Origin of the sequence: Haemophilus sp. SZY H68 (assembly GCF_018829685.1) — a bacterium.
Taxonomy (GTDB): Bacteria; Pseudomonadota; Gammaproteobacteria; order Enterobacterales; family Pasteurellaceae; genus Haemophilus; species Haemophilus haemolyticus_K.
This window is the reverse complement of the sequence record NZ_JAHKKB010000001.1, coordinates 722,888-736,199: the sequence shown is the minus strand read 5'-3', so window position 1 is coordinate 736,199 and position 13,312 is coordinate 722,888. Positions and strand designations below refer to the sequence as shown.

At 40.6% G+C, this 13,312-nt stretch carries 12 protein-coding genes; 11 read left to right on the top strand and 1 reads right to left on the bottom strand.

The features are described from left to right. Positions 1 to 18: 18 nt before the first annotated feature. Entirely contained in the window at positions 19 to 1,245 is a 1,227-nt protein-coding gene (locus KP712_RS03465; protein WP_111407868.1) for an ATP-binding protein, read from the bottom strand. 429 nt (positions 1,246 to 1,674) lie between these two features. Here KP712_RS03465 and KP712_RS03460 point away from each other — a divergent pair, with 429 nt between their 5' ends. The 11 genes from KP712_RS03460 (at position 1,675) to hycI (ending at position 13,289) form a co-directional block, all read left to right on the top strand. Continuing rightward, positions 1,675 to 2,274: a 4Fe-4S dicluster domain-containing protein gene (locus KP712_RS03460; RefSeq protein WP_046938549.1), complete on the top strand. Its 600-nt coding sequence runs from the start codon at positions 1,675 to 1,677 to the stop codon at positions 2,272 to 2,274. A 42-nt stretch (positions 2,275 to 2,316) separates the two neighbouring features. Then, positions 2,317 to 4,338: a hydrogenase 4 subunit B gene (gene hyfB / locus KP712_RS03455; protein ID WP_111407869.1), complete on the top strand. Its 2,022-nt coding sequence runs from the start codon at positions 2,317 to 2,319 to the stop codon at positions 4,336 to 4,338. A gap of 9 nt (positions 4,339 to 4,347) precedes the next feature. Next, a complete protein-coding gene (locus tag KP712_RS03450) occupies positions 4,348 to 5,310 on the top strand; it encodes a respiratory chain complex I subunit 1 family protein (RefSeq protein WP_111407870.1) in 963 nt (320 codons plus the stop codon). A 9-nt stretch (positions 5,311 to 5,319) separates the two neighbouring features. Then, positions 5,320 to 6,765 carry a hydrogenase 4 subunit D gene (locus tag KP712_RS03445; RefSeq protein ID WP_005631962.1) on the top strand — a complete coding sequence of 482 codons (1,446 nt, stop codon included), beginning with the start codon at positions 5,320 to 5,322 and terminating at the stop codon, positions 6,763 to 6,765. Positions 6,766 to 6,775: 10 nt separating this feature from the next. Continuing rightward, positions 6,776 to 7,414 carry a hydrogenase 4 membrane subunit gene (hyfE, locus tag KP712_RS03440; protein ID WP_048953577.1) on the top strand — a complete coding sequence of 213 codons (639 nt, stop codon included), beginning with the start codon at positions 6,776 to 6,778 and terminating at the stop codon, positions 7,412 to 7,414. Between the two features lie 4 nt (positions 7,415 to 7,418). Further along, entirely contained in the window at positions 7,419 to 8,957 is a 1,539-nt protein-coding gene (locus tag KP712_RS03435; protein ID WP_048953579.1) for a hydrogenase 4 subunit F, read from the top strand. 19 nt (positions 8,958 to 8,976) lie between these two features. Further along, positions 8,977 to 10,707: an NADH-quinone oxidoreductase subunit C gene (locus KP712_RS03430; protein WP_005634689.1), complete on the top strand. Its 1,731-nt coding sequence runs from the start codon at positions 8,977 to 8,979 to the stop codon at positions 10,705 to 10,707. Positions 10,708 to 10,717: 10 nt separating this feature from the next. Further along, positions 10,718 to 11,293, top strand: coding sequence for a formate hydrogenlyase complex iron-sulfur subunit (locus tag KP712_RS03425; RefSeq protein WP_005626087.1), 576 nt, complete (start codon positions 10,718 to 10,720; stop codon positions 11,291 to 11,293). Then, positions 11,290 to 12,066 carry an NADH-quinone oxidoreductase subunit B family protein gene (locus KP712_RS03420; protein ID WP_065246297.1) on the top strand — a complete coding sequence of 259 codons (777 nt, stop codon included), beginning with the start codon at positions 11,290 to 11,292 and terminating at the stop codon, positions 12,064 to 12,066. The genes KP712_RS03425 and KP712_RS03420 overlap by 4 nt, the downstream gene beginning before the upstream one ends. Positions 12,067 to 12,430: 364 nt before the next feature. Then, positions 12,431 to 12,838, top strand: a complete 408-nt coding sequence (locus KP712_RS03415) for a formate hydrogenlyase maturation HycH family protein (RefSeq protein WP_048953583.1) — start codon at positions 12,431 to 12,433, stop codon at positions 12,836 to 12,838. After that, the gene (hycI, locus tag KP712_RS03410; protein ID WP_048953585.1) at positions 12,831 to 13,289 is read left to right on the top strand and encodes a hydrogenase maturation peptidase HycI; all 459 of its coding nucleotides are present in this window, start codon (positions 12,831 to 12,833) and stop codon (positions 13,287 to 13,289) included. Before KP712_RS03415 ends, hycI begins: the two co-directional genes overlap by 8 nt. Positions 13,290 to 13,312: the final 23 nt, after the last annotated feature.

Below are 13,312 nucleotides of genomic sequence, written 5' to 3'. Positions count from 1 at the left end.
TGTCAAAATTTGTTATTTTTAAATCCACCACACCGGCAATGCCACCAAATCTTCTGCTAGCCATAATTTTTGCGGATATTGATTAATAATCACGCCGTTCCCTATTTGGATTTCATCGAGCGGGAGATTATCTTTCAAAATACCAAAGGCTTTTGTCATTTTCTTGTTGGGGCTGGCAGTAGTCTTAATTTCGATAGGGTAGAGTGTGCGATTATGTTCAATCAAAAGATCGATTTCTTTTTGATTGGTGTCGCGATAAAAATAAATGGGGGGCTCAATGCCGTTATTGTAGAAAGATTTAATGACTTCACTTACTACAAAAGTCTCAAAAAATTGACCGCTCTTTGCCCCTTGTTGAATAGTTTCCGGTGTCAACCATTTAGTTAACCAAGCCATTAAACCGGTATCCATCATATAAACTTTCGGGGTTTTGATGGCACGTTTTAGATGATTGTTATGATACGGCTGAAGCAGATAAATGATGCCTGATGTTTCGAGAATTGTCGTCCAGCGTTTAATGGTATCAACGGAAACACCAACTTCTTGCGCAACCTTGCTGTAATTTAGTAATTCACCACTTCGTGCGGCGATAGCGATCATAAATCGCGTGAAATCAGTGATGTTGGTGATATTGGTGAGTGCGCGTACGTCTCGTTCAATATAGGTGGAAACATAGGATGCATAATAAATATCCCAGTTGGTTTCTTGTTGATATAGGCGTGGCATATAGCCTTGGTGGATAATTTGCCAAATATTTTCTACAGGTTTAATAAGTCTTTCACGCGTATTGAGATAATCCATATTGGGCAGAAAAGGAGAATAAAACACCACTTCTTGAATTTCACGCAGAGAAAATCCTTGTAATTTTAATACTGCAATACGACCCGCTAAGGTTTCGGTAACATTTTGCATCAGTTGAAAAGCTTGTGAGCCGGAGAGCAAAAAGAGCCCATTGATTTTTTGTTTATCAATGGCAAGTTTTAAACTGGAAAATAATTCAGGCGCATATTGTACTTCATCAAGGATTAATTTGCCTTGATGGTTGAGCATAAATAGGGTGGGTTCGTTACGTGCTTGATCGAGCAAGATAGGATCATCAAAGGTAATATATTGATGTTCTTTGCTGATATGCTGTAACAACGTGGATTTTCCTACTTGGCGTGGGCCAGTAATGAGAATTGCTGGAAATTGTTTTATCAAAGTTTGCAATAAAGGTTGTATTTGACGTGAATAAAAATCTGACATGATGAAAATTAAATTTAATTTAAGATTGCATAGTAAATTAAACTAAAAAATAGATAGGAAGTAAAGATAAAATCAGTTTAATTTAAGATTATATCTTAAATTAAACTTAAAATCACCGCGCTTTCACATTTAAGTATCGACTTAAATGAAATATTATCAACAGCATTTTAACATTCTATTAATAATTATAACGCTAATTAATTCAATTGCTTACAATCATAACCTATGGAAATAAGAGTCAATCTCAATAATTATTTTACGCATTAAAAAATCGAAAAAATTTATGATCTCAGTCAATAAAACAATTGTTTTACTCTAGTCTGGGTAACTCCGAAGGAGTATCCTTATTTCCAGAGTGGTTATTGGACGTTTGGGTGTAATGCCCTCCACTTACTTTCTGTTTCTATCTATTATAATTTGGGGGAAAATATGAACCGTTTTGTTATAGGTGATCCGAAAGATTGCATTGGATGCAATACCTGTATGGCTGCTTGCAGCGAAGTACACAAAGCTTTTGGATTACAATCCTTTCCGCGGTTACAAGTAATGCGCAACGACGATATTACTGTGCCGATCTTATGTCGTCATTGTGATGATTCACCTTGTGCTACTGTATGTCCTGTGCACGCGATAAAGCATGATAATGACACTATTCAACTCAATGAAAGTTTATGCATTGGCTGTAAACTTTGTGCTATCGCTTGTCCATTTGGGGCGATTACACAGCATGGTAGCGCGCCATTAGACGCACCAAACCACTACGACAGTTTCTCTTTTACTGATGCGGTAAAACGTGATATTCGCACTGCACCGAATAATACCGATGTTCACAATATGCTTGCATGGGAACCTGGTGTAAAAGCCATTGCGGTGAAATGCGACCTTTGCTATTTCCGTGAAGAAGGTCCTGCTTGTATGCAAACTTGCCCAACAAAAACTTTATTCTTAATTAGTGATGAGAGTATCGAACAAGCAAATCGCAAAAAACGCGAAATGGCAATGATGGGTTCTCCTGTTGTGCCAAGATAAAAGTTTATTGTTTGTTTACTCGTTAATCAATGGAGTGAAATTATGAGTTCTTCAATCAGTTTACTCATCACGTCCTTGTTGATTTATGTCGTTGGTGCGTTTATTTCTCTCGCTGTGCGAAAAAATGAACAACTTTCAATCAATATATCCGGCGTGACCGGTGTACTTGGTGGCTTGTTAGGCATTGTTGCCTGCATTCCCGTGCTTATCAGCAACGATACGGTCGTTGATGTGTTTTCAACCCCTTTCGACTTCGCCCAATTTTCAATCCGTATTGACGGATTAGCTGCGTTTATGGTGTGTGTAATTTCTTTAATGGTTATTATCACCGCACTTTATTCCTTTTCCTATGTGAAAGAATACATTGGCAAAGGTGCTGGCACGATGGGCTTCTTTATGAATTTGTTTATTGCCTCAATGGTTGCTTTAGTCACCAGCGATAACGCTTTCTACTTTTTAGTATTCTTTGAAATGATGTCTTTGGCATCTTACTTCTTAGTACTGACCGAACAAGATGACAATGCAACCAATGCGGGCTTATTGTATTTCTTCATTGCTCACGCTGGTTCTGTGTTGATTATGATCGCTTTCTTTATTTTCTATTGCTACGCAGGTAGTTTTGAATTTGAAGCCTTCCGCCACACCGAGCTTTCAATGCCTTTAGCCTTTACGGTATTTATCTTGGCATTTCTTGGTTTCGGCGCAAAAGCAGGGATGATTCCATTGCATAGCTGGTTACCAAAAGCTCACCCAGCTGCACCTTCTCATGCTTCTGCAATGATGTCTGGTGTGATGGTTAAAATCGGTATTTTCGGGATTATCAAAGTTGGTATTGATCTACTTGGCGCGCACAATATGTGGTTTGGTGTGATTGTGCTTGCTTTTGGCGCAGTTTCTTCTGTGCTTGGCGTACTTTATGCCTTAGCAGAACATGACATCAAAAAACTTTTGGCGTATCACACCGTGGAAAACATCGGCATTATTATGATGGGTGTAGGTGTCGGTATGATTGGTATGGCAATCCATAATCCAGTACTTACTATTGTCGGTTTACTTGGCGGTTTATATCACTTACTTAACCATGCGGTATTCAAAGGCTTATTGTTCTTGGGGGCAGGTTCTGTGATGTACCGTTTACATTCAAAAGATATGGATTTAATGGGCGGACTTGGCAAATTAATGCCATTTACTGCTTTCTGTTTCTTGATTGGTACCATGGCAATTTCTGCATTACCACCGTTTAACGGTTTTGTGAGTGAATGGTTTACTTATCAATCTTTATTCAGCCTAAGCCAACACAATGATGTGGTATTACGTATCGCTGGCCCTGTTGCAATCATTATGCTTGCCTTAACAGGTGCGCTTGCCGCACTTTGTTTTGTGAAAGTGTATGGTATTAGCTTTGGTGGTGCGCCACGTAGCGAAAAAGCAGCACATGCACGTGAAGTGCCAAAACCAATGGTGATTGCAATGGCAATCTTGGCATTATGCTGCGTACTTTTAGGCGTGGGCGCTTCTGTGATCACTCCAATAATTGCCAATATTGCAACCGCACTTTCTCATAATGACATGCTTAATTTAGCGGAAAATGGCGTAGTGGTAGCAAGCAATACACCGAATACGGTGCTTTCTACACCAATGGTGAGCATTATGTTGATTGCATTCTTTGTGTTGCCGTTTATGTATTACGCTTACACCAAAGGCAATCGTATGGCAGATCGTGCAAAAGGCAATCCTTGGGCTTGTGGTTATGCTTACGAAATGGATATGGCAGCCTCTGCGGGTAGTTTTACTCGTCCGCTTCGTATTATCTTCAAACCACTTTATACCTTGCGTCAAGTGCTTGACCCTGCGCCTGCTGGTGCAAAAGGTATCAATGCATTAATTTCAGGTGCGACCAAAACAGAACCATTCTGGGAAGAAAAAGTAACAATGCCGATTGCGCATTTTATCCCATGGTTAGGTCGTAAAATTCAATGGCTACAACAAGGCGACTTTCGCGTTTATTGCGTGTATTTCGTGATTGCCTTGGTTGTGTTATTACTTTCCATTGCGTTGATGTAGGAGGAAATTATGATTTCATTACCTTCAGAAATTTCCACTTCCGCTGGAATGTTCCTTTTAGCCATTGTGCAAGCGTTAATTCTTCTCGCTTTGGCACCCCTCTTTTCAGGCATTTCACGGATGATTCGGGCTCGTATTCAATCTCGTCGTGGCCCGGGCTTGTTACAAGATTATCGCGACATTGCTAAATTAATGACGCGTCAAAATATTTGGCCAAATAATGCGGGTTGGGTATCTCGTGTTATGCCTTATGTGTTAATTAGCACAGTCATGGTGGTTGCGATGAGTTTACCCATGTTTACTCATCACTCTCCATTTGGGGCAGGCAGTGATTTAATCACCGTTATTTATTTGTTCGCGTTGTTCCGCTTTTTCTTCTCAATTGCGGGTTTGGATTCTAACAGTACGTTCTCAAGTTTAGGTGCAAGCCGTGAAGTGACATTAGGCGTACTTGTTGAACCAATCTTGATGTTGGCATTCATTGTGATTGCTTTAATTGCAGGTTCTACAAATTTTGCAGTAATTAGCACCGCACTTTCTAGCCAACCTTGGCAGTATCCCGTTGCAACAGTAATAGCCTTAGTTGCCGCTGCTTTTGCGATCTTTATTGAAATGGGCAAAATCCCATTTGACTTAGCTGAAGCAGAACAAGAACTTCAGGAAGGCCCACTTACTGAATATTCAGGCCCTTCTTTCGCCTTATTGAAAGTGGGTTTGAGTTTAAAATCAATGGTGGTTGCCTCTATCTTTGTGAGCGTGCTTTTCCCATTCGGTGCAGCACAAGAGTTCACGGTAAGTGCGGTCATTTTAGGTATCGTTTCTTTCTTTGTGAAATTGCTCGTGGTATTTATCGCCGCATGTGTGTTTGAAAACACATTGGCACGTACCCGCTTTATGCTAACAGGACGTTTAACTGTGGTCGGTTTCGGCATTTCAGTGTTGGCGTTTGTGTTTTACTTCACAGGATTGTAAGGAGGAAATATGGAACGTTTAGCACTAATTACAATCATTTTGCCGTTTGTCGGTGCGTTTATTGTGGGGTTGAACAAACAATCTTTCCCAAAAATTGCCACAATTTTTGCCGCACTTGCTACCCTTGGCACACTTGCTGTGGCAGGGCAGTGGTATGCAAATGGCGCACAATCTGTCACCTATGATTTAGTTAAATTTGGTGATACCGCCATCTTCGGCGTGACCTTAGATGCAGTGAGTACATTAATTGCCTTTGCCGTTGTAGGTTTAGGTTTCTTAATTTGCTTATATTCTTGTGGTTATTTAACCGATAAAAACCGCGAACATCCGCATAACGGATTGCCTCGTTTTTATGCTTTCTTATTGATCTTCATCGGTGCAATGGCAGGCTTGGTGTATTCATCAACTTTAGCAGGCCAGTTGCTTTTCTTTGAAATCACTGGGGGATGTTCTTGGGCATTAATCAGCTATTATCAAAGCCAAAAAGCAATGGCGGCAGCGATGAAAGCGTTGATTATCACTCACGTAGGTTCATTAGGTTTATATCTTGCGGCTGCTTATTTATTCAGCCAATCTGGCACATTCTCTATCACTGCGTTAGAACATCTTGCGCCAGAAGCGAAAACTATCGTGTTATTTGGCGTGATGTTTGCCGCATGGGGTAAATCAGCACAACTTCCAATGCAAATTTGGTTACCAAATGCGATGGAAGCACCAACACCAGTCAGTGCGTATTTGCACGCGGCATCAATGGTAAAAGTGGGCGTCTATATTTTCGCTCGTTCTGTGATGTCAGCTGGCGAAATTCCGCACATTGTGGGTGAAGTAGGGATCGTGATGGCAATGATTACATTGATTTATGGTTTCTTAATGTACTTGCCACAAGCAGATTTAAAACGCTTACTTGCGTATTCAACTATTACTCAACTTTCTTACATTTTCATCGGGCTGTCTCTTGCAGCATTAGGTTCTAAATTAGCCTTTGTTGCAGCGATTGCTTATATCTTTAACCACGCCTTTGCGAAAAGCTTATTCTTCTTGGTTGCAGGTTCATTGAGTTATGCCACAGGTACACGTTCAATGCCTCGTTTACAAGGGATTATGCGCACCATGCCTGTGGTTGGTACAGGATTTGGTATTGCCGCGTTGGCTATTGCTGGTGTGCCACCATTTAATGGTTTCTTCAGTAAATTCCCATTATTTGCCGCAGGTTTCGACCTTGGACAAGAATATTCATGGGTAACTTGGTTAATGGTGATTGCGTTGATTGAATCTACGGCAACATTTGTTTGGTTGCTTTATAAATTTGGTCAATGTGTTATCGGTAAACCATCTGAAGATGTGCAAAATGCGCAACCATTGCCATTCTCTATGACATTTGTTTTAGTGATTTTAATGGTGATGTCTGTGTGTTCTAGCTTTATCGCTGCCTATTGGTTAGGCCTTGCGGGTTAAGGAGAGAATTATGTTAATGATCAATGTATTAGCGAGTTTGCTCATCATTACATCGCTTTGTGTCATTATGGCAAAAACCGCAAAAAAATCCGCGTTGTGCTATGGCTTACAGTCTTTTGTATTGGTGGTGTTATTCGTTTATTTGGCATTTGAAATGCAAGCTCACGAACTTTATATGTGGTCCATTAGTGCATTCATCACGAAAGTATTATTAGTGCCAGGAATTTTAATCTTTTCTTTACGAAAAATTGACGAAAGTCAAACTCCTGCAGGAATGAATGTCGCTTGGTTGATCCCGATCACATCTATCATCGTTTGCTTATGTTACTTTGTTGTCATTCCAGTGAACTTACCGTTAGTTGAACATTTAAAACCAGCATTGTCAGTATCACTTAGCCACTTCCTTTTAGGTTTAGTGTGTATTGTGAGCCAACGCAATATTGTGAAACAAGTTTTCGGTTATTGTTTAATGGAAAACGGTGCGCATTTAACGTTGGCTTTACTTGCCAACAATGCGCCAGAATTAGTTGAAATCGGCATTGCCACCGATGCGATTTTTGCAGTCATCATTATGGTGGTGTTAGTGAATAAAATTTATCGCACTTTCAACACTGTTGATGCTAAACAACTTATGAGTTTGAAGGGGTAACGCTATGTATGAACAATGGATAATCGCGTTATTAGTCGCACCTTTAGTCATCGCTTTTGAAAGCTTTGCACTACGCGGAACAAAAAATCGGACAGTTTGTACCGCATTCCATGTTACCGGGTTAATTTTGATGTTGTTCTTTTCCGTACAAGTCATTTCTGGCGTGTTGGAAAAAGGCAGTATCAGTGCATTTAACAACTGGGTGTATGTTGATAGTCTTTCTGCCATTTTCTTAGGCTTAATTGCTGTAGTGGGTTCAATTGCTGGTGTGTATTCCATCGGTTATATGAACACAGAATTGGAAGAAGGGCATATTGATTTTAAAACCTATGCTCATTACCACGGTTTCTTACACTTATTCTTCTTTACGATGATTGTGTCAGTTATCACCAATAACTTGATTTTAATGTGGGTTGCAATTGAAGCGACAACATTAAGCTCTGCGTTTTTGGTCGGTACTTACAAACAAAAAACATCCCTTGAAGCCGCGTGGAAATACATCATCATCTGTTCTGTGGGCGTTGCCTTCGGTTTATACGGCACACTTTTAACCTTTGCTAATGCAAATGGCGTGCTTGCCGATCCAAGCCAAGCGATTTTTTGGTCAGCAGTGAATCAACAAGCCACTGGTTTAAACCCAATGTTGATGTATATCGCATTCGCTTTCGTATTGATTGGTTTCGGCACGAAGTGCGGTCTATTTCCAATGCATACTTGGTTATCAGACGCACATAGTGAGGCACCAAGCCCAGTGAGTGCAATTTTATCAGCGGTGTTATTAAACTGTGCAATGCTTGTGGTGTTGCGTTACTACACATTGGTTTCAAAAGCGGTTGGCGCAGAATTTCCACAAACTTTAATGTTGATCTTTGGTTTACTTTCAGTGCTTGTGGCGGCGTTATTTATCATCGTGCAATTTGATATTAAACGTTTGCTTGCTTACTCAAGTATCGAAAATATGGGCTTAATCAGCTTTGCTTTCGGTCTTGGTGGCCCAATTGGGGTATTTGCAGGTTTACTTCACACCATCAACCACAGCCTTGCGAAAACCTTATTATTCTGTGCATCGGGTAATATTCTATTGAAATATAAAACCCGTGATATGAATCAAGTGCGTGGATTATGGCGTGTTGCACCAGTGAGTGCGGTGCTTTTCGCTGGTGGTGCGTTGGCATTGGGTGGTATCCCTCCATTTAACGTATTCGTGAGTGAATTTAGTGTTGTGGTTGCAGGGATTACAGCGGGTAAAACTTGGTTAGTTATTTTATGCTTAATTTTACTCACTATCGTGCTTGCAGGACTTGCCTTAATGCTATTAAAAACAGTGCTTGGCAAACAACCTGATAATGTGGAAGCAGGCGAAGTTAGTAAAGTCTCTTTGGCGGCAATGGCCATACTATTGTTGTTAATGTTTGTAATGGGTATCCATATTGCAGAGCCAATCTTGCAGTTACTAAAAAGTGCGGTAGGAATTGTGCTTGGATCTGAACATGTGTCCTTTGGCGATATGCTAGTTTTACCTTGGCAAAGTTTAGCGAAATGATCGACAACTGGGGGAAAAAATGGAATTAACTAAAAATACATCGGTCGATCCGGTAAAAATGCTCGGCAAAAATTATATTGAAGCCGTTAATGCAAAATTTCCGAATACAATTTTAGATGAGGAGTGGTCTACACCGAATCAAGTCACTTTAACAGTGAAAACCAATATGTTACCTGATGTGGTGGAATATCTTTACTATCAACATGAAGGCTGGTTGCCATTAGTTTTTGGTAACGATGAACGTTCAATTCATGGTCATTATGCTGTTTATTACGTGCTTTCTATGGAAGGTGTCGTCAAAACTTTTGTGACGATTAAAGCACTCGTGGATCCTGTTACACTGGAATTTCCTTCCGTGACACCGAAAGTCAAAGCAGCGGTGTGGGGCGAACGTGAATTATTTGATATGTACGGTTTAAAAGCTGTCGGTCTTCCCGATCAACGTCGTTTAGTGTTACCAGATGACTGGCCAGATGATCTTTACCCATTACGTAAAGATTCTATGGACTACCGTTTGCGTCCCGATCCAACTACGGCAACGGAAACCTATGAGTTTATTAATGAAAAAGGCGAAGCGCGTATTGTGCCTATCGGTCCTCTCCATATTACATCAGATGAACCAGGACACTTCCGTTTGTTTGTAGATGGGGAAGATATTATTGATGCGGACTACCGTTTATTCTATGTACACCGTGGTATGGAAAAATTGGCAGAAACCCGAATGGATTACGATCAAGTCAATTTCTTGGCTGACCGTGTGTGTGGTATCTGTGGCTTTACCCATAGCGTTGCTTATGCTAACTCAGTCGAAAATGCGTTAGGTATTCAAATTCCTGAACGTGCACAATGGATTCGTGCAATTTTATTGGAAGTGGAACGCTTGCACAGTCATTTATTGAACTTAGGTTTATCTAGCCACTTTACTGGTTTTGATACAGGCTTTATGCAATTCTTCCGTGTTCGTGAAAAATCGATGACTCTTGCGGAAGTGCTTACTGGTGCGCGTAAAACCTATGGTATTAACTTAATCGGCGGTGTACGCCGTGATATGTTGAAACACCAACGTGAACAATGCATTAAGCTTATTGCAGAAATGCGTGAAGAGCTTAAAACTTTGGTAGATATTTTACTCAATACGCCAAATATGGAACAACGTACTGTGGGCGTAGGAGTGCTTGATCGTCAAGTTGCGCGTGATTTCAGTCCGGTCGGACCGATGATTCGAGGTTCTGGCTTCGCACGTGATGTGCGTAAAATTCACCCCTTCTCTGGCTATGGCGATGTACCATTCAATATGTTCACCGAACAAGGTGGCGATGTGATTTCTCGTGTGAAAGTGCGGGTAAATGAAGTATTTGAATCCATGAATATCATTGATTATATGGTAGATAACTTGCCTACTGGTGCGATTATCACTGAAGGTTTCAATTACACCCCAGGACGTTTTGCGTTAGGTATCACGGAAGCGCCGCGTGGTGAAGATATTCACTGGTCAATGCTTGGTGATAACCAAAAATTATATCGCTGGCGTTGTCGTGCAGCGACTTATGCAAACTGGCCAACTTTACGTTATATGTTGCGTGGCAATACGGTATCAGATGCGCCGCTTATCATTGGTAGCCTTGACCCTTGCTATTCTTGTACTGACCGTGTGACTGTGGTGGATGTACGTAAACGCAAAGCACAAACGGTTTCTTACAAAGAAATCGAACGCTACGGCATTGAACGTAAAAATTCACCATTAAAATAGGGGGCGCACAATGTTTAAATTACTTAAAACCGTATTAAATGCGGGGGATGTTACCACTAAATATCCGTTTAAACCCTATGAAGTTGATCCTGATTTCCGTGGTAAACCAGAACTGAACTCTGATCAATGTATTGTTTGTGCAGCCTGTACAATGGCATGTCCAGCTAATGCGCTTACCATGCGTACCGATCCAGAAACAGGCGAACGTACTTGGTCATTATTTTTAGGCCGCTGCATTTTCTGTGGCCGTTGTGAAGAAGTTTGCCCAACAAAAGCCATTCGTTTAAGCCAAGATTTTGAATTATCAGTCAGCAATAAACAGGATCTTTATCAAGAAACAACCTTCACTACAACGATTTGTCATCAATGTGGTCAACCTTTTGTTTCTCATAAAGAACTCAATTATGCCGTGGATTTATTCAAACAAACGTTGGATAACGATGAACTGGTAAAACATAAATTAGCGGTGCTCAACACTTGCCCAACCTGTAAACGCCAAAACAGTTTGGAAAAAACCGCCGATATGGAATCCAATATGCGCGTGAAATTGGCGTTATTTGATCACGTTAGGGAGATTGCAAGATGAACACACAAATCCCAATGCCCGTGAATGGTATTTCAACGCCATTTAGTGTGGATGAAAACATTGCGAAAATGAAACAAACTTTGTTGAAAAAGATTCAACGTTCCGCTTATGTTTACCGTGTTGACTGTGGTGGTTGTAATGGTTGTGAAATTGAAATTTTTAGTACCATTACACCAACCTTTGACGCTGAACGTTTCGGGATTAAGGTTGTTGCATCACCTCGCCATGCGGATATTTTATTATTTACTGGCGCGGTAACTCGTGCAATGCGTACACCTGCAATGCGTGCTTATCAAGCTGCACCCGATCCAAAAATCTGTATTTCTTATGGAGCGTGCGGTTGTGGTGGCGGTATTTTCCATGACTTGTACTGCGTGTGGGGCGGTAGCGATCAAATTGTGCCAATTGATGTGTATATTCCTGGATGTCCTCCAACTCCAGCTGCGACTATTTATGGTTTTGCAATGGCACTAGGTTTACTTGATCAAAAACTCAAAGGTAAACAAGAAATTGCCGATCCTAATGCTGAGGCTAAATTACGTTTCCCAAATATTCCATTAGATTTACGTGTGGAATTAGAACGTGAAGCGCGTCGTTTGGCGGGCTATCGACAAGGTGGAGACATTGCTAATCAATTTATGAGTATGATGTCTGAAAAAGATCAGGTTCCATTTGGTGTTCGTCTTGGCGAATTTTTGGAACGTGAAGCGGATCCTCGTTTGAGTGAAATCGTAAACCGATTACATGCAATTAGTATGCCGTTTTCGGGATAGTCTAACGATTGCTAAATAAACTAATAGCTCCGTTTTGATTTCTGCCAAATCTCCCCTTCCCCCTCTTTGCTAAAGAGGGGAATAGGAGCGGTCAATTTCAATCTAGTTTTCGGCACTAACAACAGAAAACTAAAATGAGAGAGACGATACTTTATCGCTAAAGAAGAATCTTCTCTTTAGCAAAGAGAGGAATAAGAGCCTCAACCTCAATCTAGTTTTCTGCATTAACAACAGAAAATTAAAATAAGAGAGAAGACACTTTATTGCTAAATAGAAATCCCCCTCTTTAGCAAAGAGGGGTAAGGGGAGATTTGGCAGTATTGATTAGCGAAGAAATTACTTTACAAGTTTTATAGGACGTACCATGACAACCCAAGTTTTTTTCTATTTACTCAATGAGCGTTTTGTTGAAAACGATGAACAAGTTCCAGAGCAAGCCAAGCAAGTAATGTATTATTCCCTTGCGATTGGTCACCACGTTGGAGTAATTGACTGCTTTAAAAAATTGCTAATTTGTGATTATGCAGATTACCAACGTTTTGTAGATACCTTCCCTGAAGGCGATGCAAAACGTAAATTTGCGGGCTTAATGAAATTTGGTGAAATAGTGATTGATTCAAGTCATGTGAATTTATTGGCTAAGGCACTATATGAAAATAGAGCCAATTTTTCGCCTGAACATCAAAAATGGATCGATATTTTAATGGACACGCTTGCTTCCATCCAGCGTGAACCTGTGATGTATATTATGGTGAAACGTCGTGATGAATGAAAATGTAATCCTAACTGTTGGTAACACAATGATGGGCGATGATGGGGCTGGCCCCTATCTTGCTCAGCTTTGTAGTGAAAATCCGTTGACAAATTGGATCGCACTTGATGGTGGTTCTGCACCGGAAAATCTTGTGCATCAGATCCGTGCCATGAAACCAAAGCGTTTAATTATCTTTGATGCCACAGAAATGGAATTGCCCGTTGGCAAAATTCGTATTATCGACAAAGAACTTATCGCCGAAATGTTCTTCGTCAGCACGCATAATTTGCCACTTAATTTTTTAATCGAGCAATTAGAGGAAGATATTCCTGAGGTTATTTTTATTGGTATCCAGCCCGATCTTGTTTCTTTTGGTTTTCCGATGAGTGAAGCTGTGAAAAGTGCGGTAGAATTTTTCTATGGATTTCTAAAAGAGGATGGTTCGTTAAACGAAATTGCAAGATTATAAAGTACATCTCAACGAAAGTGGGA

Excerpts from the sequence above, each read along its gene's own strand:
- KP712_RS03465 (WP_111407868.1), bottom strand. The coding sequence starts at position 1,245 with ATGTCAGATTTTTATTCACGTCAAATACAACCTTTATTGCAAACTTTG.
- KP712_RS03460 (WP_046938549.1), top strand. The coding sequence starts at position 1,675 with ATGAACCGTTTTGTTATAGGTGATCCGAAAGATTGCATTGGATGCAAT.
- hyfB (WP_111407869.1), top strand. The coding sequence starts at position 2,317 with ATGAGTTCTTCAATCAGTTTACTCATCACGTCCTTGTTGATTTATGTC.
- KP712_RS03450 (WP_111407870.1), top strand. The coding sequence starts at position 4,348 with ATGATTTCATTACCTTCAGAAATTTCCACTTCCGCTGGAATGTTCCTT.
- KP712_RS03445 (WP_005631962.1), top strand. The coding sequence starts at position 5,320 with ATGGAACGTTTAGCACTAATTACAATCATTTTGCCGTTTGTCGGTGCG.
- hyfE (WP_048953577.1), top strand. The coding sequence starts at position 6,776 with ATGTTAATGATCAATGTATTAGCGAGTTTGCTCATCATTACATCGCTT.
- KP712_RS03435 (WP_048953579.1), top strand. The coding sequence starts at position 7,419 with ATGTATGAACAATGGATAATCGCGTTATTAGTCGCACCTTTAGTCATC.
- KP712_RS03430 (WP_005634689.1), top strand. The coding sequence starts at position 8,977 with ATGGAATTAACTAAAAATACATCGGTCGATCCGGTAAAAATGCTCGGC.
- KP712_RS03425 (WP_005626087.1), top strand. The coding sequence starts at position 10,718 with ATGTTTAAATTACTTAAAACCGTATTAAATGCGGGGGATGTTACCACT.
- KP712_RS03420 (WP_065246297.1), top strand. The coding sequence starts at position 11,290 with ATGAACACACAAATCCCAATGCCCGTGAATGGTATTTCAACGCCATTT.
- KP712_RS03415 (WP_048953583.1), top strand. The coding sequence starts at position 12,431 with ATGACAACCCAAGTTTTTTTCTATTTACTCAATGAGCGTTTTGTTGAA.
- hycI (WP_048953585.1), top strand. The coding sequence starts at position 12,831 with ATGAATGAAAATGTAATCCTAACTGTTGGTAACACAATGATGGGCGAT.